This is a genomic window from Meiothermus sp., assembly GCF_037443965.1.
Classification (GTDB): domain Bacteria; phylum Deinococcota; class Deinococci; order Deinococcales; family Thermaceae; genus Meiothermus.
In genome coordinates this window covers 63528-87065 of the sequence record NZ_JBBINI010000016.1, presented here as the reverse complement: position 1 = coordinate 87065, position 23538 = coordinate 63528, and the positions used below count along the sequence as shown (strand labels likewise).

At 61.0% G+C, this 23538-nt stretch carries 18 protein-coding genes and 1 pseudogene; 4 read left to right on the top strand and 15 right to left on the bottom strand.

The window, feature by feature from the left end; translation table 11 throughout:
- Positions 1-130 precede the first annotated feature (130 nt).
- Together WKI89_RS10180 and WKI89_RS10175 are read left to right on the top strand one after the other, a co-directional pair.
- Positions 131-844, top strand: a pseudogene (locus tag WKI89_RS10180) (ATP-binding cassette domain-containing protein); the annotation flags it as partial.
- A gap of 188 nt (positions 845-1032) precedes the next feature.
- Positions 1033-2925 (top strand): ABC transporter ATP-binding protein, encoded by a 1893-nt coding sequence (locus WKI89_RS10175; RefSeq protein ID WP_337869311.1) that lies wholly within the window; start codon positions 1033-1035, stop codon positions 2923-2925.
- Between the two features lie 408 nt (positions 2926-3333).
- Here the strand turns inward: WKI89_RS10175 and WKI89_RS10170 are convergent, their stop codons facing one another.
- The 3 genes from WKI89_RS10170 to WKI89_RS10160 all read right to left on the bottom strand — a co-directional run bounded on the left by WKI89_RS10170 (position 3334) and on the right by WKI89_RS10160 (position 7761).
- On the bottom strand, positions 3334-6015 hold the full coding sequence (locus WKI89_RS10170) for a hypothetical protein (protein WP_337869309.1): 2682 nt from the start codon (positions 6013-6015) through the stop codon (positions 3334-3336).
- A gap of 239 nt (positions 6016-6254) precedes the next feature.
- Positions 6255-6965, bottom strand: coding sequence for a sugar isomerase domain-containing protein (locus WKI89_RS10165; RefSeq protein WP_337869308.1), 711 nt, complete (start codon positions 6963-6965; stop codon positions 6255-6257).
- Positions 6966-7053: 88 nt separating this feature from the next.
- Complete coding sequence (locus WKI89_RS10160; protein ID WP_337869307.1) at positions 7054-7761, bottom strand: gamma-glutamyl-gamma-aminobutyrate hydrolase family protein; 708 nt, start codon at positions 7759-7761, stop codon at positions 7054-7056.
- Between WKI89_RS10160 and lysA the strand changes: the two genes are divergently transcribed.
- Together lysA and WKI89_RS10150 are read left to right on the top strand one after the other, a co-directional pair.
- A complete protein-coding gene (gene lysA / locus WKI89_RS10155) occupies positions 7754-8935 on the top strand; it encodes a diaminopimelate decarboxylase (RefSeq protein WP_337869306.1) in 1182 nt (393 codons plus the stop codon). The genes WKI89_RS10160 and lysA overlap by 8 nt on opposite strands.
- A gap of 151 nt (positions 8936-9086) precedes the next feature.
- Entirely contained in the window at positions 9087-9431 is a 345-nt protein-coding gene (locus WKI89_RS10150; RefSeq protein ID WP_337869304.1) for an ArsC/Spx/MgsR family protein, read from the top strand.
- 12 nt (positions 9432-9443) lie between these two features.
- Here the strand turns inward: WKI89_RS10150 and WKI89_RS10145 are convergent, their stop codons facing one another.
- The 12 genes from WKI89_RS10145 to WKI89_RS10090 form a co-directional block, all read right to left on the bottom strand.
- The gene (locus WKI89_RS10145) at positions 9444-11150 is read right to left on the bottom strand and encodes a polysaccharide deacetylase family protein (protein WP_337869302.1); all 1707 of its coding nucleotides are present in this window, start codon (positions 11148-11150) and stop codon (positions 9444-9446) included.
- Between the two features lie 222 nt (positions 11151-11372).
- Complete coding sequence (locus tag WKI89_RS10140) at positions 11373-12572, bottom strand: ABC transporter substrate-binding protein (RefSeq protein ID WP_337869300.1); 1200 nt, start codon at positions 12570-12572, stop codon at positions 11373-11375.
- Positions 12573-12964: 392 nt separating this feature from the next.
- On the bottom strand, positions 12965-14164 hold the full coding sequence (locus WKI89_RS10135) for an ABC transporter substrate-binding protein (RefSeq protein ID WP_337869319.1): 1200 nt from the start codon (positions 14162-14164) through the stop codon (positions 12965-12967).
- Positions 14165-14382: 218 nt separating this feature from the next.
- Positions 14383-15177, bottom strand: coding sequence for a carbohydrate ABC transporter permease (locus WKI89_RS10130; protein WP_337869298.1), 795 nt, complete (start codon positions 15175-15177; stop codon positions 14383-14385).
- Entirely contained in the window at positions 15177-16010 is an 834-nt protein-coding gene (locus tag WKI89_RS10125) for a sugar ABC transporter permease (RefSeq protein ID WP_337869296.1), read from the bottom strand. The genes WKI89_RS10130 and WKI89_RS10125 overlap by 1 nt, the downstream gene beginning before the upstream one ends.
- A 143-nt stretch (positions 16011-16153) precedes the next feature.
- Positions 16154-16945, bottom strand: coding sequence for an SDR family NAD(P)-dependent oxidoreductase (locus WKI89_RS10120; protein WP_337869295.1), 792 nt, complete (start codon positions 16943-16945; stop codon positions 16154-16156).
- 10 nt (positions 16946-16955) lie between these two features.
- Positions 16956-17813 (bottom strand): ABC transporter permease, encoded by an 858-nt coding sequence (locus tag WKI89_RS10115; protein ID WP_337869294.1) that lies wholly within the window; start codon positions 17811-17813, stop codon positions 16956-16958.
- Entirely contained in the window at positions 17806-18753 is a 948-nt protein-coding gene (locus tag WKI89_RS10110; protein WP_337869293.1) for an ABC transporter permease, read from the bottom strand. Before WKI89_RS10110 ends, WKI89_RS10115 begins: the two co-directional genes overlap by 8 nt.
- 75 nt (positions 18754-18828) lie before the next feature.
- Positions 18829-20337, bottom strand: a complete 1509-nt coding sequence (locus WKI89_RS10105) for an ABC transporter substrate-binding protein (RefSeq protein WP_337869292.1) — start codon at positions 20335-20337, stop codon at positions 18829-18831.
- Between the two features lie 143 nt (positions 20338-20480).
- The gene (locus WKI89_RS10100; protein ID WP_337869291.1) at positions 20481-21671 is read right to left on the bottom strand and encodes a M20 family metallopeptidase; all 1191 of its coding nucleotides are present in this window, start codon (positions 21669-21671) and stop codon (positions 20481-20483) included.
- Positions 21672-21712: 41 nt separating this feature from the next.
- A complete protein-coding gene (locus tag WKI89_RS10095) occupies positions 21713-22708 on the bottom strand; it encodes a P1 family peptidase (protein ID WP_337869290.1) in 996 nt (331 codons plus the stop codon).
- 461 nt (positions 22709-23169) lie between these two features.
- Positions 23170-23364 carry a hypothetical protein gene (locus tag WKI89_RS10090; protein ID WP_337869288.1) on the bottom strand — a complete coding sequence of 65 codons (195 nt, stop codon included), beginning with the start codon at positions 23362-23364 and terminating at the stop codon, positions 23170-23172.
- Positions 23365-23538 lie beyond the last annotated feature (174 nt).

Sequence of the window (23538 nt, the reverse complement as noted above, 5' to 3'; positions counted from 1 at the left end):
GGCCCGGTCGTTTGCAGGTTTCCTGGCGCGGGTGAACCTGATTCTGCTGGTGCACAACCTCATCCGCAGCCGTCTTCTGCTCAGGATGGCGGGGGTGGAAGGGTAGACTGCAGGTAGCACACGAAGGGATGTCAGTTTGGAGCTGGGGGGGCGCAAGGTGCTGGATGGCATCACCCTGACCATCCCCAAGGGCACCACCCTGGGCATCACCGGACGTACCGGCAGCGGCAAAACCCTATTGGTGAGCCTGATTCCGCGCATCCTAGATCCCACCTCGGGCCGGGTGCTGGTAGGGGGTTACGACGTAAAGGAACTTCCCCTAGCGACCCTTCGTGGGGCCATCGGCATGGTGCCACAAGAGCCCTTCCTCTTCTCGGATACCCTGGCCGAAAACATCAGCTTTGGCCTCGCCCATACCGATAAAGAGCGGGCCGAGTGGGCCGCCAAGCTGGCTGGTGTTCACGACGACATTATGGGTTTCCCCAAGGGCTACGATACCTCGCTGGGGGAGCGCGGCGTGACCCTTTCGGGTGGACAGCGCCAGCGCACTGCCTTGGCCCGTGCCCTGGCCCTCAGACCGCAAATCCTGATTCTAGACGATGCCATGAGCGCGGTAGACACCGAAACCGAATCACGGATTCTCTCCGGCCTCAAAAGTGTGCTGGGTCAACGGACCACCATCCTGATCGGACACCGCACCTCCACCCTGCAATATGCCGATTGGATCGTGGTATTGGAGCACGGCAAAATTGCCGAAGAGGGCACCCACGAGATGCTACTGACCACGGGTGGCATCTATGCTGAACTCGATCGCATACAGCGCCTGCAAGCCGAGGTGGATTAAGTTGCGCCAGGGTAGATTGACAAAACCAGTGGAATCGGTAATGCGTACCTGGCGCAATTTTCCACCAATCTTTCGGGATCCGTATCCCGCATTTCAACTATGGAGACACTCAGCACCTATAGCAGATAGCCCAATAGCCGAGCAAAAGCTATCAGCCATTAGCAACCAGCTATCAGCAGTGGAGCCTTATGCACGAAGAAGAAGCCTTTAAGAAGAGTTTTGATGCCAAACTGGCCCGCCGCATTCTGGTATATGTGCGGCCCTACTGGAAGCAGGTGGGGCTGGCCCTGCTGGCGCTGGTGGTGAGCACCCTCACCGCCGCCTCGACCCCACTTTTCCTCAAATACGCCATTGACAACGCCATCGTGCCGCGTGAGGTGCTACCGCTGGCCCAGCGCTACGAAACCCTGCTCCTCATCTGTGCGCTGTTTCTGGCCGTACGGGTGGTGGACTTTATTGCCAACTACGCCCAGACCTACCTGATTAGCTGGGTGGGGCAGCACATCCTCTACGACCTGCGCTCGGAAATCTTCGCCAAGCTCCAGCGCTTGCACCTGGGCTACTACGATCGCAATCCGGTAGGGCGTCTGATGACCCGCATCACCTCCGATGTAGACGCCATCAACCAGTTCATCACCGGCGGGCTGGTGGGGCTCATTGCCGACTTCGCCCTGATTATCGGCCTGATGACCTTCATGCTGGTACTGGACTGGCGACTGGCCCTGGTGTCGTTTGCCATCATGCCCATCTTTCTGGCCGTCACTACCTGGATTCGCAACGGAATGCGCGATTCGTACCGGGCCATGCGGCTGCGGCTGGCCAGGGTCAATGCCTCGCTACAAGAAAACCTGGCCGGGGTGCAGACCACACAGCTTTTCAATCGAGAACCCAAAAACGAGTCCCAGTTCAACCTGCTCTCCACCGACTTGCGCAGTGCCTGGGTGGACATCATCAAATGGTTTGCCCTGTTTTTTCCCCTGGTGGGTTTTATGGGGGAAATCACCGTGGCCCTGGTGTTGTGGTATGGGGGGGGGCAGGTGGTTCAACAGGCCCTCACGCTGGGCTTACTGGTGGCTTTCACCGACTATGTGCGCCAGTTGTTCCAGCCCCTGCAAGACCTCTCGGATAAGTTCAATATCTTCCAGGCGGCCATGGCCTCAGCCGAACGCATTTTTGGCCTTTTGGACACCGAGGAAGACGTAGCCGATCAGCCCGGTGCCAAGCAGGTCGAACGCTTTAGGGGTCAGATTGATTTCGAGAATGTATGGTTTGCCTACGGGAAGCGGGGCGAGGCCAAACTGGATGGAACGCTGGGCAAAGAATCTAAAGCAGAGCAGAGCGCAGAGGGCCAGAGTCTTCCAGACCCTCTGCAAGAACCCGAGTGGGACTGGGTGCTACAGGGGGTCAACTTCCGGGTGCGGCCTGGCGAGAAAATTGCCCTGGTAGGGGCTACCGGCGCGGGCAAGACCAGCGTGATTAGCCTGATCGCCCGTTTCTACGACGTGCAGCAGGGCGCGGTCAAGATTGATGGCCTGGATGTGCGGGACTACCGGCAGCGCGACCTGCGCCGCTCCATCGGCATCGTACTGCAAGACCCTTTCTTGTTTAGCGGCACCATCGAGTCGAATCTGCGGCTGGGCAACGAGAAAATCACCTCGGAGCGCATCCGCGAGGTCTGCGCTTTTGTAGGAGCCGATGAGTTTATTGCTGAGCAGCCCCAGGGCTACCAGACGGTGCTGCACGAGCGCGGCGGGGGGCTTTCCACGGGGCAGAAACAACTGCTGGCCCTGGCCCGGGCCATCCTGCACAACCCCGACATCCTGTTGATATTGGACGAGGCCACCGCCAACGTGGACTCCGAGACCGAACAGAAGATTCAGACTGCGCTCTACCGGGTAATGCAAGGGCGCACCTCGATTGTCATTGCGCACCGCCTCTCGACCATTCGCCACGTGGATCGGATTCTGGTCTTCCGCAAGGGCAAGCTGCTGGAGGAAGGTAGCCACGACGAACTACTGCAGAAGGGCGGCTACTACGCCAAGCTGTACGAGCTTCAGTATGTACATGGAAGCGGGGATTGATCAGACCAACTCTGCGCGATTGGGGCGCTAAACGCGCCCCAATCGCGTTGCCCACCATCACACTACACGCCCTGCAGCGTGATGTACCCAGTACAACCAACACCGTTGTACTGGGTATTCGTGGGCACCACTCTCACTTGCCGCGCCGGGTAGGTTCCGGCTTTGCCGGAATCGCGCAAGCAACTTTGCCTGGAGGCGCTTCCGAGGGTCTCTCAAGTGGCTTTTTGGGTCAGCTACAAGTAAAATCGGTATCATACGCATTTCGGCAGTATCGTTCACTTCGGCAAGCCTAAACGATACTACCGAAATGCTTTTCTACTCCCTTCGGTCGGCTTGAATCCTTCACCTCTGACTCCGTCCAACGGTGAAGGATTCAAGCGGAAATGGTATCAGACAAACCTGGTTGAACTACAGTGCTTCCAGCGCGTCGCGCTGGCGCTCGATGAGGGCTAGCAAGCGCGAGAGCAGGGCTTTTTCAGCCAGGATCACCAACCCTTTCTGCTTCAAGGGCACCAGCACCAGCACCCACTGGGGCAGCGAAACTACGGAGAGTTGGGCCGACTCTCCAGCCAGTTCATTGGCTAGATTCAGCAGATCGTCAAAGACCATCTGGGCACTGCCGGGGGTGAAGGGGAGGCTTCCAGCTACAGCCTTACCTGCCTCAATTACCGCGATGGCCTCAACACCCCGGATATGAAACAGATTTAGCACTTCGGCAAAGGTGGATGGGGCCAAGGCAGAGGCTTGGGGTTGGGGTAGCAGAGTCGTTTCGGGAGGGGTAGGCCTGGGGGGTTCGGGCTGGGAAGGTGGACTTAGCTGGGTGGGCGGCTCGAACACATCCAGCAAGGACTCGAGGTCCGCCCCCTTAAACTCTTGCATCAGGCTTTGGGCTGCCGCGAACTCCTGGGCCAGTTGGGTCTCCAGACGTTCGGCATCCTCCAGGGCTCGGCGCACCTCGAGCAGACCACTGACTCCCAGGCGGGGCAGGCGATCGGAGGCCGAAAGCAGGAAATCACACAACGGTTTGATGCGCAGGGCGGTTTCGCCGCCCACACCTTTGTGGGTGTGGTAGGCCTCGAGCAAGGCACCTATGCGCTCACCCAACTCGGCCCGCAGGGTTTCTTGCGCGCGGCGCAGGCGGCCCAGAAGCCCGTGAATCTCGGTCAGGTCGGGCAGTTCGCCGGCCTGGAGATAGGCCCTGGCCTGGGCCACCCTGTCCTCGAGCTCTTCGCCCCCCAGCCCCTTCATGCTGCGCGCAGCCATCTCGTAGCGAGAAAGCTCCTCGGCTATGGAGGCACGACGGGCTGCAATTAGCTCGTTTAGGGCGCGCTCCAATGGGGTGGGGTCGGCGATACGACCGTGGGTCAAAGCTTCGCGGGTCGCCTGCAAAGGCTGCTTGAGTTCGATTAGGGATTCTTTGAGGGTCTGCTCGAGGTAGTGAATGCGGGCCTCGAGGGCATCCAGCTTGTTGGCCACCAGCCCTTTGGCACGGCCTACCAGCTCGCTGACCGCCTGCTCGAGCTCGGTCAGGCCCCCCCCCATCTGCTCAATTTGGTTGAGTAGGTTTTTCTTGTCCAGATCGAGGATCTCCAGTGTTGGCAAGGCCTGTACAGCAGCCCGCAAACCCATGCGTTTGAGGCTTTCCTCCTCACGCTCCCGGGCCAGTTGGGACAAGAGTTCAGAAAGTTCCTGGCGCAAAGTCTGGAGCGAGGATTCGGACACGTCCGGGCTGGCCAGGGCCACCATGAAAGACTCCACCCGGGGATGTCCTCGGAAGGGCGAGAGGGCGTGCTCGGCTTCGGTGCGGAGGGTCGCTAGGGCCGACCCGAGGCGGGCTTGGCGCTCGCGGATCTCGCGGTTGGCTTTTTCTTCGGCCTCGAGACCGGTCACCGTTCGATCCAGCTCAGCCAGCTCCAGCGGGAGGCCTCCGGCCTGCAAGGTTTCCAGCACCACTGCCAGCCGGGCCTGCACCCCAGCGGTTTTTTCTGGCGGCAGCTCGAGGCGGCCCAGCCGATCGACCAGCCACTCGTAGCGTACCCGCGCTTCGGAGAGCGCTTCAACATGCGTAGCCTTGAGCAGTTCACCAAAAGCCGTCAGGCGCTCGCCCAGGGGGTTTCCGGCGGTTAGTTCGGCCTCTAGCGTGGCTAGCTCACTGGCAACGTTAGGGATACCCAGTACCGCCCCATAGCGCTCCTTGAAGGCTTCCAGATGCCGCGTATCCTCGGCCACGTCAATCTCGCGGATGCGCGACTGTTGTTCGGCGGTCAGGGCATCGAAGTCGAGGTCGAGCACCAGGGCTTCGTCGTCAAAGCCATCGGGTGCCGACTCCATTACTACCGGCACCTCCAGGGTGGGATCTTTGAGCATCACCTGAGGCTCGGTGGGACGATCCGCTGCCGGAATATCTTCGATGGTATCGAGGGTGATGGCCATCTCACTGGTCGGATTCTGCACCACCGACGACTCGACCAACTTGCGCATCTCGGCCGCCAGCGCACGGGCCCGCTCGACTTCCGCTAGGGCCAGGGTCTCCTGGGCATGGGCCTCTTGAATCTGGCGGATCAGGTTTTCCAGGCGGCGCACCTTGGGGCCCCCCACACTCTGCACCCGCTGCAAGGCCAGCTCGAGGTCGGTCAGGTCGCGGGTCTGGCGCAGCAGGGCCGACTGAAGCTTTTCTTCAAGCGCGGCCAACACCTCCTGCCCTTCCCGCAGCAGAGCCCTTACTGTCGAGGCTTCAGGGTCTTGCTTGATCACGTTGATTAGCCCGCGCAAACGCCCCACCTCGGGCCAGTCCAGGTAGAGGCTGAAGCGCTTGAGGCCGGCCTCGAGGTCGGCCAGTACCCCTTTGGCATGGGCCGAAAGCTTGCCCACACCGGATTTAGAACCGTTTTCCCCGCTGCCAATACCCAATTCCTTGAGCATCTCTTCGATGCGGCTGCGGGCCGCGTTGGGGCTCATTTTGGTCTGAAGTTCACGGTACACCAGGCGTTTGAGAATGACCTCGGCCTGCGCTGCATCCAGTGTATCCGGGCTGATACCCAGCCGGCGCACACCCTCTTCCAGCACCATCCGGGTGCGTTCACCTAGCATAGGCTCGAGGGATCTATTGAGAGTCTGATACAACGACAAGCCCTGACCTCCAGACAAAACCATAGGATACCAGTACCCAACCCAGTGTATAGCGCACCCAGTAGTAGCATGGTTCAAAACGACATTAAGAAATCCTCATTGCCGGGTTAAGGTGTCTTCAGTTTAAGTGATTAATTCCGTCTAGTACACAAACCAACCTGAGGACATCTCTCATTGGCAAAGAGGTACGCCACAGTTTGTCAAAGATGTCGCACCCTTCCCTTAAGGTGTTCGATCCAGCGGGCATTGTGGGCTTCGGCTCCGGGCATGTTGCTGCTGCGGTAGGCTGGGATCGGAAGGCCGCGCCCATAAAGCAATTCGGCTGCCTCACACCAGACCGCATTGAGGATAAAAGCGCCTGCTACGGTCGAGACCGGCCCGACCGTCTCGCCGTTGATTGCCACAATGGCATCTCCCACAGGACCGTGGTTATCCAACACCAGATCGGCTATTCCAAGCAGGGGCGACTGTTTCATCTGGGCATACTGGCGGCTCAAGAGGGCAATCACCCTGGCCCCCTTGGCTTTAGCAGCCTGGGCCACCTCCAGCACCACCGCATTGGCGGCGCTATTGGAAATAGCGATCAGCAAATCCCCTGGCTCGATAGGGTAGCGTTCAGCGATGATGGAGCCATAGCCTGCAGTGCGCTCCAACAAAGTTCCAGCCAGCGCTCCTACCTGAAAGGTAGTTCCCGGCTCGATCATCAGGCTGACCGACGCCAGCCCCCCTGCCCGGTGGAACATCTCCGAGGCCAGCACGTGGGAATGCCCGGTGCCAAAGGTGTAAATCAAGCGATCCTGCGCCACCGCGTCGGCGATCCAGGCCGCAGCCGTACGCAGGACAGGGGTCTCTTGCTCGAGGATGGTTTGCAGCAGGGCCAAAACAGCGGTTGAGTAGCGTTCGAGGCTCATCGTTTTGAGCATACTCCCAACGGAAGGCTGGAGAGCACCATCAATAGCTCGGCTTGGCTACTGCCCAACCATCCCGACCATGCAGCACTCAACCCACGGGCTGTTTGGCAGCGGCCTCGAGCAGCGCCCGGAAAAGACCCCATTGCTCGGGCAGCAGTTCGGGATGCCATTGCACACCGAAGTAGAACGGGTGCCCCTCGAGCACCACCGCCTCCACGATGCCATCGGGCGCAGCCGCCACCGCCCGCAGGCCGGGGGCCAGATCCTTAATGGCCTGGTGGTGGTAGGAGTTGACCCGGAAGCGCGGCGCAAACAGCTTGCCGAGGGGGCTTTGCCCGGTCTGCTCGAGGCTATGCCCCAGCACCGGCGGCTCGGCTTTCTGGCTGTGCTGCACGGTGCGAAACCCCTGGGCGGGCAGGTCCTGGTACAGGCTACCGCCCAGGGCCACGTTCATGACCTGGATACCGCGGCAGATCCCCAGGGTGGGGATGCCCTGCTCGGCGGTATAACGGGCCACAAACAGCTCGAGGGCATCGCGCTCGAGGCTCACCTCCCCCATCTCGGGGATGGGCTCTTCACCAAACTGGGCCGGGTCTACATCCACACCGCCGGGCAACAACACCCCATCCAGTTTGTGCAGGAGGTCGGGCAGCCGGTCCTTTTGTTGGGGGGGAAGGATTACAATGCTGGCACCCTGGCTTTCCAGGGCCCGCACATAGGGCTCGAGCAGGCCCCAGATTCTGGTGCGAAAAAGTCCTTCTGTGTTGCGCGATTGAGGGGTTACACCGATGAGCATGTCCCAATCCTACACTGCCCTGCGGCCTGAATTTAAGGAAGCCCTCAAGGAAGCCTCCCAAAACTTCCAGACCCCCTTTTATGCCTACGACCTGCCGGTCATTTTTGAGCGTATAGACCGCATCCACAAAGCCTTTCCTGGCGCAGAGGTTTTCTACGCCATCAAGGCCAACCCCCGCCTGGGCATCCTGCGGCGGCTCCTGGAGCGGGGCATTTTCGTCGAGGCGGTCAGCCTGGGGGAGGTGTACCGGGCCTACAAGGCCGGTTTCCAGCGCAACGAGGTGTTGCTGAATGGGCCGGTCAAAACGTCGGCCATGCTGGAAGAGTTGAAACGCATTGGCATTCCGATTCTGGGCCTCGACTCCCTGGCCGACCTCAAGCGGGTCTCGAGGGTGCTGCCCAAGGCCCGCGTCCTCTTACGGATCAACCCCGACCTGCCCATCGTCACCCACGACCACCTGGCTACTGGGCGTGGCGAGAGCAAGTTTGGCATCCTGCCCGAGGAAGTCGGACAGGCTCTGGAACTGGCCCGCCGGAGCCGCCTCGAGGTGCTGGGCCTGCACATTCACCTGGGTTCGGCCCTGGAACACCCCGAAGACTACCAGGCGGGCTACAGGGTGATGGACGAGCTTTACCGCGCCCACGGCCCCTTCCAGGTCATGAACCTGGGCGGGGGCTTTGGGCTGGGCCTCGACCTAGGTGCGTTGGGAGCACAGGCGACTGCCCTAGCCCACAAACACGGCGCAGAGCTGTGGCTCGAGCCGGGCCGCTATCTGGTCTCGGAGGCCGGGGTGCTGGTCACGCGCTGCTGGGGCACCAAGCGCACCCGGCGCAACTATCTGCTGATAGATGCCGGTATGAGCCAACTGATCCGGCCCATGCTCTATGGCGCGGTGCACCCGGTGGAGCCGCTGTACCACAACCCCCGCCAAGCCACCTACGACCTGGCCGGCCCCGCCTGCGAGTCGGGCGATGTGCTGGCCCGCGATGTCACCCTGCCCGAACCCAAGGAGGGCGACCTGCTGGCCATACTGCAAGGCGGGGCCTACGCCAGCAGCATGAGCAGCAACTACCTCGACACCCCCCGCCCCAACGAGCTGTTGTGGACGGGCCAGGGCTGGGAGGTGATCCGCCGGCAGCAGACCTGGGAGGCGCTGCTGGAGGACGAACTTTGATGTGAGCACCTGCAAAAGCGTTCTATCTGCATCGGGCTGCGTCCAACTCGGTTGCGTGAGCCTCGGGAACTTCCGCGAGGCAAGGACATTCCAAAAAACACCGTCATCCAGTGTCTGCTTTTAGCTGACATAGCCTGGCTATGATTGGGGTATGAAAATCACCATCTGGCACCACACCTCCTGCGGCTCCTCCAAAGGGGCCTTGCAGTACCTCGAGTCCAAAGGCCAAAAGCCCGAAATCTACCTCTACATGAAGGAAAAACCCGGCAAGGCCGAGCTGCAAGCAGTGCTCGAGAAGCTGGGCATGAAGCCCTCGGAGCTGCTGCGCCCCGACGAGAAAAAGGGCGAGGAACTGGGCCTCTACAACGGGGCCTCGGAAGAGACCATCCTACAAGCCATGAGCGAGCACCCCGTCCTGATTCAGCGCCCCATCGTGATTACCGAAAAGGGCGCGGTGCTGGCCCGGCCCAAAAGCAAGATAGACAGCATTCTGTAGTACCGAACCCCTCTAGTTCTGTTTCGCAGGAACCGGACTCTGGGCCTGCTCGAGCGACCCAAAGAGCACAATCGCATGCGGTACCGGGCGGCTGGGCACCCCGTCCCAGCGCCACCCCACCGCCACCAGTTGGTCACGGTACACCAGCGAGGTTGAGTAGCCCGAGTCCAGCAAGACGGCCTCCTCTACCCCGGCTGCCGCCGCGACCTGGGCCATTTGAAGCGTGCTGACCGGCTGCAACGAAGCGCCCAGCACCGGCTCACCCTGGGCATAGCCGAAAAACACCCGGGGGCGGGGCTCCCAGTGGTCGGCGGGCGGGTTTTTGAAGGGCCAGACCGCCTTGCCACCGCGTACCATCCAGACGCCGCCCACAAAGATATCGGTAAAATCGGAAAAAAAACTCTTAATGGTTTGCAGACGGTTCATATCGAACTTGAGCGGCACAAACACCATCCGCTGCCGGTTCCAGGCCACCAGGGGGCGCTCTACGATGCGGTACATCACATAGGGGTTGCGCTCCGGGATGAACACCCGATTCGGCGCCGCCACAATCGGCCCCACCATGGTGTTGTCCTGGGCTTTTAGGTACGGGTCGGCAAAAAAGGTACCGTTGATGCCAGCCACAGCCCCGGCCTGAACGACAAAATCACGCACACTCTCGCGGTAGGGCGAGAGGCGGCTTTCGGCCCGGCCTCCTCGGATCATGGCCCAGCGAATGCCCAGGTCGCGGCGGTACTCGAGGCGCACCGGTGTTTCTTTCAGGCGGCGCTCTACAATGCCAGTGCGGGGCTGGGGTCTGTCCTGCGGATTGAGCGTGTACCAGGCACGGGGAATCTGGGTCTGGATGTAGCGCCCAATCGCCAGCATATCCGGCGACTCGGCCGGCAAGCGCCAGTCAATGGTGAAGCCCATGGTATAGCCCGCCTCGCGGGCCAGCTTGAGGGTCAGGGCATCGGCCTTGCCTTCGGGATAGGCGATATAGGCAACTGGGCGGCCCAGTTGCCGTTCCAGAACCCACTTCGACTCCAACAGCTCGCGGCGTTGCTCGGCCTGGGACATCTGGGTCAGGTCGCGGTGCGAAGCGGTGTGCGAGCCAATCGTCACCAACCCTTCCCGATCCAGCTTGCGCAAGGTATCCCAGCTCATGCGGGCCCTAGCCCCACCCCGCCCCACAAAGTCGGTGTGGACGAACATGGCCGCAGGAATCTTTTCGCGCCGAAGGATGGGGTAAATGTGGTCGTAAAAGCCCTGGTGGTTGTCGTCGAAGGTCAGGGCCACCGGGTTTTTGGGCAAGGGCGCGTTCTGGGTCAGGTGGCGACGCAACTGATCCAGCGAGATGAAATTAGCCCCCCTGGCCTTGAGCCAGGCGATTTGCAGCTCGAACTCCTGCGGGGTTACGTCCCACCAGACGCTCTCTGGGGTGCGGCGGGGAAACACATCGTGGTAGTTGAGCACGATGGCCTCGCCCGAGGCCCGGGGGTTCAAGGGGCGGTAAACTGCCTCCAGGAGTTGCTTTTTCAACCGCCGGGTAGCGGGGTTGAGTTGGTTTTTTGGAGGGCGAACTTTCCGCTCGAGCCGGGCACTCAAAGGCTCGAGCCCAATGCTTTGCAGGGTCTGGAAGTTCTGTCCAGGTCGCAGAAACCCATACCACTGCCAGGCCGACCAAACCATCCCGCCCAACAAACCCCACACGCCCAATGCAAACAGGAATCGCCTCATAAAACCCAGCTACAAGCCCAGCCATGCACAGTCTGCCACAAGCCTTTGCACAGGCTGTGCAAAAACAACTTCGTATTTTTACAACATCCTCGTCAGCGGAACGTTACCCAGCCGTTGTACCCCAGGACTGCCCATAAACGAACCCCGAAGTTGTTACAAGAACCCCTTAAGGCACCCCTTTCTTGTGGGTCGTATACAAGCAGACTACGGGCCAAAAAGCTCTCACCGGGCCGCTTCGGCTTTGCGCTGGGCCTCTTCCAGGGCCTGGCGGGCCGGCACGTTGCCCTTGAGGGCTTTTTCCAGGGCTTCTTCCAAAAAGTTGCGCCACACCGCAAATTGCGGTACTCGAGGGCGCGGTTGGGCTACCGCAACCTGCTCGAAGGCCACCTTGCGGTAGGGGTTTTCGCGGTAGAAGGCTTCCAGCAGCGGCGTGGCCGACTTACGCAGCGGTACGTAGTAGCTGGCCTCCACCCAGGTCTTGATGTTTTGCGGCTCCATCAGGAAGCGCCAGAACTCGAAGGCCCCGCGCTGCTGCTCGGCGCTGGCCCCACGCAGCACCACCAGTTGCGCCCCGCCCAGCGGCACTTTTCCGTTGGGCTCGCGTGGGATGGGGGCTACGCCCAGCTTGAAGGCAAAGGAAGCATTCTCGGCGGCTGGCCAGTTGGCAATCGAGGCCATCACCATCATGCCCTTGGTGCGGATGAAGTCGGTCTGGGCGAAAAAGCTCTCCGAGAGGTTGCGCACGCTGGTACTGCCCTCGCGTCCCAGGCGTTGCAGGAACTCGAGCGCCTCCACCACCTCGCGGGAGGTAAAGTTGGGCCGCCCATCGGCCGTCACCAGGTTGCCGCCCCGGCTGGTAACCTGGGCCTCGAAGGTCCAGGACTCACTTAAGGCAATAAAACCTTTGGAGGTACGGCTAGTCAGGCCCTTGGCCGCCTGTTCAAACTCCCGCCAGTTGGTAGGCACTTTGAGCCCCCTGGCCCGCAGTTGGTTTTCGTTGAAGAAGAGCACCGGCGTAGAGGTATTGAAGGGCAGCCCATAGCGGCGGTTACCAATCAGGCCGTAATCCCAGGCCGCTTCGAACAGGTCATCGGTAAAAGCCTTGGGCAGGGCATTCGCCAGCTCATCCAGCGGCAACACCACCCCCTCGGCCACCAGGCGCGGGAACAACAGAATCTCGGCCTGGAACAGTACCGGCGCACCACCCGCCCGCAGGGCCGCCAGCAAGCGGGTCTCGCCCTCACGGTAGTCGCCAATCAGGCGCGGGGTCACCCGGTAGTTTCGCTGCGAAGCGTTGAACGCACTGGCAAACTGGGCAATCACCCGCTCGGCGGGGCCATCCATGCTATGCCAGAACGAAATTTCAGTCTGTGCCGAGGCCAATCCGGTTATCAAAACCAACGAAGCAAAGAGACGCTTCACACCTACCTCCTGTGAATAGCTCTATTCTACGCACAAATAGAAAACCATCCAGCCATCAGCAGCAGGTCAGGAAGGGGTGCAAATAGTTCCCACGGATACCCATTGCCACGGTTTTTGGGTGGGCAGATTGCACAAGTTGTGGGAACCGCGATAATACGCATTCCGACAGTATCGTTCACTTTGACAAGCCTAAACGATACTACCGAAATGCTTTTCTACTCCCTTCGGTAGGCTTGAATCCTTCACCTCTGACTACGTCCATCGGTGTAAGGATTCAAGCGGAAACGGTATAAGAGAAAACCATCCCAGCAAGATATGGCAAGATTGGCCCTCTCGAGGTTGCGAAAAGGCAAAGACCCCGGCTTTCACCGGGGCTTCCATTCAGAGTAGATCTAGCGCCGCTCGACGGCGTTGGCCCTGCGCTGGGCCTCTTCCAGTACCTGCCGGGCGTTGGCATTACCTTTCAGGGCACGCTCGAGGGCATCCTCCAAAAAGCTGTACCAAACTGTAAACTCGGGGTCTTGCAGCCAGACATCGGCGTTTTCAATCTGGCTAAAGGCCACCCGGCGGCGGGGGTCTTCGCGGTAGAAGTCCTCCAGCAAGGGCTGGGCCGCCCGGCGCATGGGCATGTAATAGGTTGCCCGAACCCACCTTGCGATGTTGGGCGGTTCCATCAAGAAGCGCCAGAAGGCCACGGCTCCCCGTGCTTGCTGCTCGCTGGCCCCGCGCAACACCACCAGACTGCCCCCTGCCAGGGGTACCTTGCCGTCGCTGGAACGCGGCACCGCGGCCACCCCCAGCTTGAAGGGGATGGGTGCGCGGTTTTCAATCAGGGGCCACATGGTGATGGGCGCAATGCCCATGAAGGTTTTGGTGCGCAAAAAGTCGGCCACCGAGAACTGGGCTTCGGCAATGTTGCGGCTCTGGGCGATGTTGCGCCGCACCAGCCCTTGCAGATACTCCAGGCTCTCGACTGCTTTGGCATTGGTAAAGTCGGGGCGACCCTGGCCATTGACAATGCTCCCACCCCGGCTCATCACCAGCACATTGAAGCTGTAAATGTCGCTCGAGACCGTGTAGCCCTTGGCTGCGCGGGTGGTCAGGCGCTGGGCAGCAGTAGCCACATCGTCCCAGGTACGCGGAGCCCCCAGACCACGGGCGCTAAACTGGTCGGCGTTGTAGAAAAATACCGGAATAGACAGGCCAATCGGAAGGCCATAGGTACGGCCCCGCAACCGGCCCGTCTCCAAAAAGTTGGAATAAAAGTCGTTGGGCAGGTTGCCCAGATAATCGTCCAGGGGCAGCGCTACGTTATCCTGTACCATCCGGCCCAAAAAAGAGATTTCGGCATGGAAAAGCGCCGGTGCACCGCCCGAGCGCAGCGCCGCCAGCAACTTGAGGCCGCCTTCGCGGTAGTCGCCTACAAAGTTGGGCACGATGCGGTACTCCCGCTGCGAGGCATTGAACTCTCGGATCGCGCCTTCCAGCACTTCCTGACCGGGCGGCCCGGCGGTGTGCCAGAAGGGGATATCTACCGGACGTTGGGCAAAAGCCAGCCCCAGTCCAACCACAGCAAGCATCAACAGGCGCATGAACTCAATCATCCTCCACTGGGTGCACGAACGTTGGTGAACTTCCAAAGGTTCGTCCCCGGTTTGCCCAGGCAAACCACCCCATCAGTTTGCCATACCCAGGATGAGAAAAGCGTTCGGGAGGATAAAACGGGTTATGGATAGGGCAAGTCCAAAGACCAAATCCCCCTACAGCCCATGCAGCCAGTAGGGGCGACAGCGCTACTCAAGGCAGCCGCTCAGCCTTTGAGACCTTCCTCAAACGTCTCCACAATCCGGCGTTCGTAGAGCAAATAAATAATGATTAGGGGCAAGGTTGCGGCCAGGGCCGCGGCCGAGAGGGGCCCCCAGTCGGCGGGGTTCTGGCGCTGGAGGTCGGTGATCCAGGTCTGCACGGTCTTGAGTTCCTTGCTGCCCGCCACTATCCGGGGATAAAGCACCAGGTTCCAGTGGGCCGCGAAGGCCAGCACCCCCGCTGCAATCAATTGCGGTCGCAACAGCGGCAGCAATATGCGCGTGAGTAGAACGCGGTGGCCTGCACCATCCAGTCGGGCCGCCTCGAGCAGTTCCTCCGGCACGGTACGCATCCCCTGGAAGAGCAGGTACACGATGAAAGGGCTGGCCGCAAAAGGCAGCACCAAGGCCCAAAGGGTGTCCAATATCTTCAGGCCCACCAGCAAGCCGTACAGAGGAACCAGCAATAGTTCTACCGGAATGGCCAGCAGCACCAGAAAGAAGGGCAGAATCTTGGTGCCTTCTTTGATGGCATAGGCCGCCAGAAAGCCGGTGGTGAGCTGAAGCAGGGTCACGCTTCCCGTCAAGAGCACCGAGAACAACAAGCGCCCCCAAAAACCCTCCCAAAAACCCCCCCGGCCCAGCACCTCGAAGTTGGCCAGGCTGAAGCCCAACTGTCCAAAGATGTTGCCGCTAAAAACAGCTTCCGGCGGAATGAAGGCCGCATAGGCCATCCAGATAAAAGGCAGGGCCACCAGGAAGGCCACCATCCAGACCAGCAGGTGTCCCAGCCAGCGCATCAGCGTTCCTCCCGCAACAACCTGGCCTGGGCCAGGGCAAAAGCCAGGGTAAGCAGCAGAATAATCACCGTGAGGGCCGCCGCATAACCCAGGCGACCCACCTCAAAGCCGGTTTTGTAGAGGTAGTAGCCCAGCACCTCGGTGCCCCCAAAGGGGCCGCCTCTGGTTAGCAAAAAAACCGCCGTGTAACCCTGTAGGGTTAGTACGGTTCCAATCACCGCCAAAAATGTGATGGCCGGGCGCAGGAGGGGCAGGGTGATGTAGCGGAACGCCTGGGCATAGGTTGCCCCGTCCACGGCGGCCGCCTCGAGCAAGGTTTTGGGGATGGCCTTGAGCCGGGCCGAGACCACCAGCACCCCGTAACCAATGTGCCGCCAGATGGTAAAAAGCATAATCAGCACCAGGGCCCAGAATGGGTTCTGATCCCAGCGGGGCACCGGCAGCACCGAGGCCAGCGCGCCGTACTCAGGGGAAAACAAGGTGTACCAGGCCACTGTAGCCCCTCCCAACGTAACCAACCCTGGCAAAAAAAGCAGGGCCTTGATGGGGCGTTCGTAGGGCTGACCATCCAGGGCCAGGGCCAGCAGAATCGAGAGGATGACAAATGGAACCAGGGTCATGATTCCAAAGACCAGGGTGATGCGCAGGCTGTTGTAAAAGTCGGGGTCGCGCAGAATGTTGCGGTAGTTCTCGAGGCCAATCGCCCTGGGCTCCGACAGCCCCGACCAGTCCCAGGTCGAGAAACGCAGCACGTCCAGGAAGGGATACAACAAAAACAGCCCCAGCAGCGCAACTGCTGGGAGTGCGAACCAGTGAGCATTATTCCGACCCATGCACCGTCCTTCCCGGCCCGCCAGAACCAAGCATCAGGGTACTATATCAGAGCGGTTCCCATGAATACCCAGTACAACACTCTTGGTTGTACGCGGTAAGCACGACCAGACTGCCCACAGATGTGCTTAAAGCGAAGCCTGCTCTACAAAGGCGGGTTAAAACGCCCGTCAATGGCCGTCCACCCTCCATCCACAAACAGAATGGTGCCCGTGATGTAGGAAGCCGCCGGCGAAGCCAGAAAAACCACTGCCGCCGCCACCTCCTCGGGGCGGCCCCAGCGCCGCAGGATGTTGCGCTCGGCGTAGGCGTTGTACCAGTCGGGCTTGCCTTTGATGGGGGCGGTGAGGGGGGTGTCAATCACCCCAGGGCCGATCGCATTGGCCCGCACCCCCTTGGGGCCGAGCTCCACGGCCAGGCCCCGGATAAGCTGGACCGTCCCGGCCTTGGTCATGGCATAGACCGACTGCCCCGGCTCCACCACCAGCGAGCGGATGGAGGAAAAAGCAATGAGTGAGCCCCCGCCCTGCTCGGCCATGACCCGGCCCGCTTCCGTGAGCAGGTTAAAAGTGCCTTTGAGGTTGACGTTCACCACCCGGTCGAACTCCTCGCCGGTATAGTTCAAAGCAGGCTTGCGGACATTGATGCTGGGCGTGGTCACGGCCACATCGAGCCGTCCGTGGCGTTCCAGAATACCCTTGATCAGGCCCCTGACCCCCTCGAGGTCGGTAATGTCCACCTGGTTGGCCTCGGCCCGGCCCCCATCGGCCTCAATTCGGCCGACAGTATCGGCGGTCAGCTCGGCCTTCGCATCTGCCACTACGACGGTTGCCCCCTGGGCCGCCAGGGCCTCGCAGGAGGCCTGTCCAATCCCCGAGCCGCCCCCTACTACCAGCGCCACTTTGCCATCCAGTCGGAACATCTCCGCATAGTTCATGCTTACCTCCTCAGCTTCTTTTTCTCGGGTCGAGGTAATCCCGCAACCCGTCGCCCAGCAGATTGAAGCCCAGCACCGCCAGGCCAATGGCCAGACCGGGAAAAATGACCGGATAGGGCGTCAGCTCCTGATAGCTCTGCGCCTCACGTAGCATCCGGCCCCAACTGGGGTTGGGGGGCTGGGTGCCCAGGCCCAGGTACGAGAGCGCGGCTTCGGCCAGAATTGCCACGGCAAAGGCCAGGCTGGCCTGCACCACCAGCGGCCCGATGATGTTGGGGAGCACGTGGCGCAGCATAATGCGCCCATTGCCCATGCCCAGGGCTCTGGCCGCCTCGATGTAGGGCAAGGTCTTGACCGACAGCACGCTGGCCCTGGCCACACGGGCAAAAGCCGGCACCGCCGCCAGGCCAATCGCCACCATCGAGGTGGTTACGCCAGGGTTGAAGATGGCTGCAAACAACAATGCAATAAGCAAGGCCGGAAGGGCGTAGAGGGTTTCCAGAAACACCGACAGAATCTGATCGAGCCAACCCCCAAAATACCCCGCCAGCACCCCCAGCAGAAGCCCCACCGATAACCCGATGCCCACCGCAATCAGGCCCACATAGAGTGCGTTCTGCGCCCCCGCCAGCACCCGCGCCAGGGTATCGCGCCCTAGGATGTCGGTTCCAAGAGGATGTCCTTCGGCAAAAACCGGGGCCAGGCGGTTGGGGGTGGTGGCGTTGGGGTTGATGGGGTTGAGCGCACTCAGAAGCACCATCAGCAGAATCAGCAAAATCAGGAAGGTCCCTACTTTGAGGGCAATGGGTAGCTTGGCCCACCCCGAGGGTCTTTTGGACATTTCCGATTGGACAACCTGGCTACGCATAGCTCACCCTCGGATCAAGCAAGGCGTAGAGCAAATCCACCAGCAGGTTCATCAAAACGATAAAGGCCGCTATCACCAAGACCACACCTTGTACCAAGGGATAGTCTCTTGCGCTGATGGCTAGGAGCGAAAGCGAGCCCAGGCCGGGGATACCAAAAACGGTTTCGACTACTACCGTTGCGATCAGGAGCTGGGCAAACTCGAGCCCCAGCACCGTGACCACCGGCAGCGAGGCATTGCGCAGGGCATGCTTATACACCACCATGCGCTCCGACAAACCCTTAGAACGGGCCGTGCGCACGTAGTCTTGTGACAAGACCTCGAGCACACTCCCACGCACCAGTCGCACCAGAAACGAAGCACTGGCCAGCCCCACCGTCAGTACCGGCAACACCAGGGCCGCCAGGGCCCGCTCGGGGTTTTCCCAGCCCCCAATAGGAAAACTGGTGGGCAAGGGCAATTTGAGCCAGACGATGAATATGTAGATGAACATCAGTCCAACCCAAAATGAGGGCAGCACAATCCCCACCAGCGATGCCATCGAAACCCCCAGATCAATCGGGCTTCCAGCTCTACGCGCAGCTAGAATTCCCAACGGCACAGCAATCAGTGTTGCCAACAACAACGAGGCCACCACAATCGGCAAGGTGATACCCAGACGCGCAAGAATGAGTTGCGAAATGGAAGTCTCGTAGCGGATGGACTGGCCCAGGTCGCCCCGCAGCACCCCGCCCAGCCAGCTTATGTAGCGCTCGAGGGGCGGTTTGTCCAATCCCAATCGGGCCTCGAGGGCCTCGAGGTCGGCAGGCGTGGCGTCAATCCCCAGAATGGCCTGGGCCGGGTTGCCGGGAATGAGCAAAAGCGCCCCAAACACCAGCAGTGTCGCCAGCCACAGGGTGACGAGGGCAAAGCCAAGGCGACGAACCGTGTAGGCGAACATAGTCAGGGGTCAAGGGTCGAGGGTCTCGGGCCGAAACGCCCTTGACACTCGACCCTCAAAGCCCACGTCAGCTAGCTACGGCCGTACCCACACCTCGGCCACGCTAATGGCGGGGGTCAGGAAGCCATCCGGCCAGTTCTGGATACGTGCACGATACGCACCCAGCGCCGGCAGGCTCATGGTCCAGACGCCCGCGGCATCCTCGGCCAGCAGGCGCTGGGCCGCCGCCAGGGCCTCGCAGGCCTTGGTCTGGTTGGGGGCCCGCAGGTACTGGGTAAAGAGCTGCTGGAAGCGCGGGCTGTTGTAGCGCCAGTAGTAGCGGGGGTTGGCGTAGTTACCTATATCGTTGGCCTCCACGTGCCCGATGATGGTCATGGCGTAGTCGGCCTGCGAGAAAACCCGCTGGATCCAGGTGTTGAAGTCGGTGACCTGGATGGTGACCTGCAGCGGCCCCAGCTTGTTGAGCTGGGCCACCATGGCCTCGCCGATGCGGCGCTCGTAGGGGAACTCGGCGGCCAGGTTGAAGGTAAAGCGCAGGGGGTTCTGGTTGGTGAAACCGGCCTCGGCCAGCAGGCGGCGGGCCTCATCGGGGTTGTAGGCGTTGAAGTTGCTCAAGTCCACGTAGCAGGCCTCACCCGGCGAGCGCATGGAGCCGATTTTGGTTCCATAGCCCAGCATGGCCCCCTGGATTAGCTCGTCCTTGTTGGTTGCCAGCGTGATGGCCCGGCGCACCCGCACATCGTTGAAGGGCGGGCGGCTGTTGTTGAAACCGGCCACGGCCTCGGCGGTGGCCGAGCCAGAGAACACCTTGAAGTTGCTGTCGCGTGAGAGTACCACCGCGTTCTCGGGCAGCAGGCTGTAGGCGATCACGTCCAGGTCGCCGGCCCGCAGACCGGCCAGTTGGGCATCCCCATCCCCCAGAAAGCGGAAGTTGACCCGATCCAGATAGGGCAGGCCCTGCACGTAGTAGTTGGGGTTGCGCTCGAGCCGCACCGCCACCCCCCGCTCCCAGGCCGCAAAGCGGAAGGGGCCGGTGCCAATCGGCTGTACCCGTTGTTCGGCCAGGGGGCGTTGCCGGGGGCCAATCAGCGACTCCGGACGGGAGAGGATGAAGAGGAAGTCGTTGTTGGGCTGGCGCAGGCTAAACACCACCGTGTTGGGGTTGGGGCTGGTGACATTGGTGATGTCGCGGTACAGGTCGGGGCGCAGGTGGCCCGAAGCACGGGTATCGGGATTGCGGGCCCGCGCAAACTTGGCCAGCACATCCTGGGCGGTGAAGTCGGAGCCGTCGTGGAACTTCACCCCCTGCCTAAGGGTAAAAGTGTAGGTCAGGCCCGAGTTAGACACCACCCAACGCGTAGCCAACGAGGGCACAATCTCGCCCTTGGGATTGCGCTTCACCAGACCTTGCAGCACGTTGTCGTAAACCACACGGGAGATGTCCGCCCCGGCCACCTGGGTCGGATCCCAGGCCGCGGGCTCGGTCTGGATGGCGATGGTGATTGCACCGCCTCGTTGCTGGGCCAAACCCAGACCCAGACTTAGCGCTGAGAGTGCCAGCAGTCCAACCAAGTATTTCTTCATTACCCTGCCTCCTTGACGCTGAGTCTACTGAAAACGAAGCTGTTGACAACCACCCAGGCGCTGGGCAGATCTAAGCAGGCACCTGCTTCCAGCTATCGCTAACTCAGCTTTGCTTACAATCTAACGCGATTGTCAGATTTTCGCTAGGTGAGCATAAGCACGCTGGTGGCCGCATACAACCTTGCGGCGGCTACCAGTTCTTCAATCTCTATGTACTCATCGGCCTGGTGCGGGATGGTTTTGCCGCCCGGTCCCAGGGTCACGATGGGGAGCCCAGCCCAGGCCCACAAAAAAGTGCCGTCGGTGGCCCCCGGCACACCCCCATACCGCACCGGCATCTGCAAAAGCTGCAAGCCTTGTTCCACCGCCTGTACCAGCGCAGTCTCGCGCGGGGTCTCGGTGGCGGGGCGGTCTTCGAAGACCTCGAGGCTCGCGCTCACCCCGGCCTCCAGGCTCCCTTCCAGGGCCTGCCGAAGCCGGGCCTCGAGCACCTGGTGATCCTGTCCGGGGTTGGTGCGGATGTCCAGCCCCACCCGTACCCGGTCGGGTATCACGTTGAACTGCCCCTCCCCGGCCCCCCCCTGGAAGACAGTCGGGGTAATCCAGGGCAGGCCCAGGTACTCGTGCTGGCTTTCCGCCTGCAAGGCCGCTTGCAGCCTGCCAAGTTCCACCACAAACCTGGATGCCGACGGGATGGGGTTGGCTCCGGCATAGGGCATGGCCCCGTGGGCCATCTTCCCCTGAAAGTGCACCCAGACCCGCATGGCCCCTTTTTGCCACAGGCACACCTGGTTTTCCTCGGGCTCGCAGATGATGGCCCCGGCAAAGCCCTCGGCATAACCCGCGCGGACAAAGGCCTTGATGCCGATCATCAAGCCCTCTTCATCGCAGGGAATGCACAGCCGCAGGGCTTTCTGGGGCGGGCCCAGCACCTTTTGCACCGCCACCGCCGCGCAAATGGCCGCAGCCAGCCCGCCTTTCATGTCACAGGCCCCGCGCCCGTAAATTTTGCCGTCCACAATTCGGGCCTCGTAGGGCGGGACTGTCCATTGATCCAGACTGCCGTGCGTGACCACATCGGTATGGCCTTCCAGAATGAGCCCCCCCTCGCCCTGCCCCAGGTCGGCAATCAGGTTGGGGCGGCCCGGAACCACCTCCTGCACGGTGGTCTTGAAACCGCGCTCGCGCAGGTAGGCCTCCAGAAAATCCACCACCGGCTGCTCCCCCGGCCCAGGGTAATAGCTTGCGATGCGGATCAGGGCCTGGGTCAGGTGCACCAGTTCGTCGGCGTCTACAGCCTGGGCAGCTTGGAGGGCAAGGTTGTTTCTGTCCATTGTTCATCCTACAGGGGTGGAAAGGGCGTGGCTCTTAACGCCTATTTTTCGTACAAATCGCGGTAGGAAACCAGCCCCCCAACCGAGTAGGCGAAGAGCACCCCATGCACTAGGGCCCGGGCAAACACGTCGGCGGCCACCGCTCCAATCCGGCTGAGTTCAGCAGGGCCGTTAATCTCTATCTCACCGGTGGCCAGACAAAAGATGACATCGCCATCGAACATGGTGTGGGCCGGGAAAATCGCTCGAGCGATGCCGTCGTGGGCCATCTGGGCCACCTTCTGGGCCTGGGCCTTGCTCAGCCTGGCGTTGGTGGCTACGCAGCCTATTACCGTGTTGCTGCGCACAAAGGCGTCGGCGAAGACCTCGGTGTAGTCTGGGGCCGACAATTGCCGGGGGGGATGCTTGAGCTTGAACTCGCCCTCCTGCTCCAGGAAACGCGCGTAAAGCTCGCCGGTTACAGGGTCATGGGCCCGCCCGTGGGCGTTGGCCGCCACGATAGCCCCCACCATCACCCCCCCCGGCATGACTTGGCTGGCGGTGCCCACCCCCCCTTTCAATCCACCGTTGCGGGCGCCCGTCCCCACCCCCACCACGCCCTGCTCCACCGGCCCACCCTTCAGGTTCTGGGCCGCCCAGTAGCCGTACTGGGCATTGGGCCGCACCGCAGCGCTGCCCACCAGCAAATCGAAAATCACTGCGGCTGGCACGATGGGCACAATGGCCTGGGTGGTGGCGTTGCCCACCGGGTAGCCCTTGTGGTGCTCCTCGAGCCAGCGCATCACCCCTGAAGCGGCCTCGAGGCCATACGCACTCCCCCCCGAGAGCACGATGGCCTGCACCTGCTCGACCAGGTTAGCCGGGTTCAGCAAATCGGTTTCGCGCGTGCCTGGCGCACTACCACGCACATCCACCCCTGCCACCGCGCCGTTTTCAGGATAGATGACCGTAACCCCTGTGAGGTGCTCGAGATCGGTGTAGTGGCCTACCTGGATACCAGGTACATCGGTGATTGAGTTGAGCGGGCCAGGTTTCATGGGCAAGGTTTAGCATAACAAAAGATAGGTGATACCCGTGCACCAACGGGACGGAGGCATCCTCCATACACCAACGTTGCAGGAGTGGCCCTGATACCGTTGCCGCTTGAATCCTTCACCGTTGGAGGCAGTCAGAGGTGTAAGGATTCAAGCCGACCGAAGGCATTTCGGTAGTATCGTTTAGGCATGCCGAGGTGAACGATACAGCCGAAATGCGTATGAAACCACTCCTGCCAGAAGGCTAGTGGTTAGGCAAGTTAAGGATTGATATGCAGTGAAGTTCCCAAAATGAAGTGCTCAAAGCAACTTCCAGATATTAGGGGAGCCAAATCCATCCCAGGAATTAAGTTACCGGAGCACTAGACACGGTACTGTTGGCAAACCATGCTGGGGAAATGACCCTGCGTTAGGGTTGGTCGGTTGAAAAGACCCCTAAGCTGAAGGGTCTCAACTTAGGGAATTCAGGCTACCTTGGGCTTATCCTCGGGCGGAATTACCCGTTTACGCGGCAGGTTATTGGGGTTGGGGGGTAATACATGGCGGGCGGACAAATACATAGGAGCAGTACGCAGCAATTGTTCGGTTTGGGCTCGCTCGAGCAGCTCAGCCATGTGCTGATCAACAGCGGCCTTTAGCAAAGTGGGATTGAAGTTCATAGCTATCCTCCTATTGAACTCGAGGGTTCTTGAGCCTTGGGCCGAAAGGGATACGCCCTGTCCTCGCGGTCAAATGAGTAGGTTTGAAGGTCGGTGTAGCAACGTCTTGGTTACTTAGAGCCTGTTGTGTCTCTGCCTCTCGGCGCAACTGATCTAGATAATTGTTTGCCGTAA

Coding starts and splice junctions, on each gene's coding strand:
- lysA (WP_337869306.1), top strand. CDS start 7,754: ATGAGCATGTCCCAATCCTACACTGCCCTGCGGCCTGAATTTAAGGAA.
- WKI89_RS10100 (WP_337869291.1), bottom strand. CDS start 21,671: ATGGACAGAAACAACCTTGCCCTCCAAGCTGCCCAGGCTGTAGACGCC.
- WKI89_RS10165 (WP_337869308.1), bottom strand. CDS start 6,965: ATGAGCCTCGAACGCTACTCAACCGCTGTTTTGGCCCTGCTGCAAACC.
- WKI89_RS10170 (WP_337869309.1), bottom strand. CDS start 6,015: ATGCTAGGTGAACGCACCCGGATGGTGCTGGAAGAGGGTGTGCGCCGG.
- WKI89_RS10150 (WP_337869304.1), top strand. CDS start 9,087: ATGAAAATCACCATCTGGCACCACACCTCCTGCGGCTCCTCCAAAGGG.
- WKI89_RS10175 (WP_337869311.1), top strand. CDS start 1,033: ATGCACGAAGAAGAAGCCTTTAAGAAGAGTTTTGATGCCAAACTGGCC.
- WKI89_RS10120 (WP_337869295.1), bottom strand. CDS start 16,945: ATGAACTATGCGGAGATGTTCCGACTGGATGGCAAAGTGGCGCTGGTA.
- WKI89_RS10090 (WP_337869288.1), bottom strand. CDS start 23,364: ATGAACTTCAATCCCACTTTGCTAAAGGCCGCTGTTGATCAGCACATG.
- WKI89_RS10105 (WP_337869292.1), bottom strand. CDS start 20,337: ATGAAGAAATACTTGGTTGGACTGCTGGCACTCTCAGCGCTAAGTCTG.
- WKI89_RS10145 (WP_337869302.1), bottom strand. CDS start 11,150: ATGAGGCGATTCCTGTTTGCATTGGGCGTGTGGGGTTTGTTGGGCGGG.
- WKI89_RS10130 (WP_337869298.1), bottom strand. CDS start 15,177: ATGCGCTGGCTGGGACACCTGCTGGTCTGGATGGTGGCCTTCCTGGTG.
- WKI89_RS10115 (WP_337869294.1), bottom strand. CDS start 17,813: ATGCGTAGCCAGGTTGTCCAATCGGAAATGTCCAAAAGACCCTCGGGG.
- WKI89_RS10110 (WP_337869293.1), bottom strand. CDS start 18,753: ATGTTCGCCTACACGGTTCGTCGCCTTGGCTTTGCCCTCGTCACCCTG.
- WKI89_RS10160 (WP_337869307.1), bottom strand. CDS start 7,761: ATGCTCATCGGTGTAACCCCTCAATCGCGCAACACAGAAGGACTTTTT.
- WKI89_RS10135 (WP_337869319.1), bottom strand. CDS start 14,164: ATGCGCCTGTTGATGCTTGCTGTGGTTGGACTGGGGCTGGCTTTTGCC.
- WKI89_RS10125 (WP_337869296.1), bottom strand. CDS start 16,010: ATGGGTCGGAATAATGCTCACTGGTTCGCACTCCCAGCAGTTGCGCTG.
- WKI89_RS10095 (WP_337869290.1), bottom strand. CDS start 22,708: ATGAAACCTGGCCCGCTCAACTCAATCACCGATGTACCTGGTATCCAG.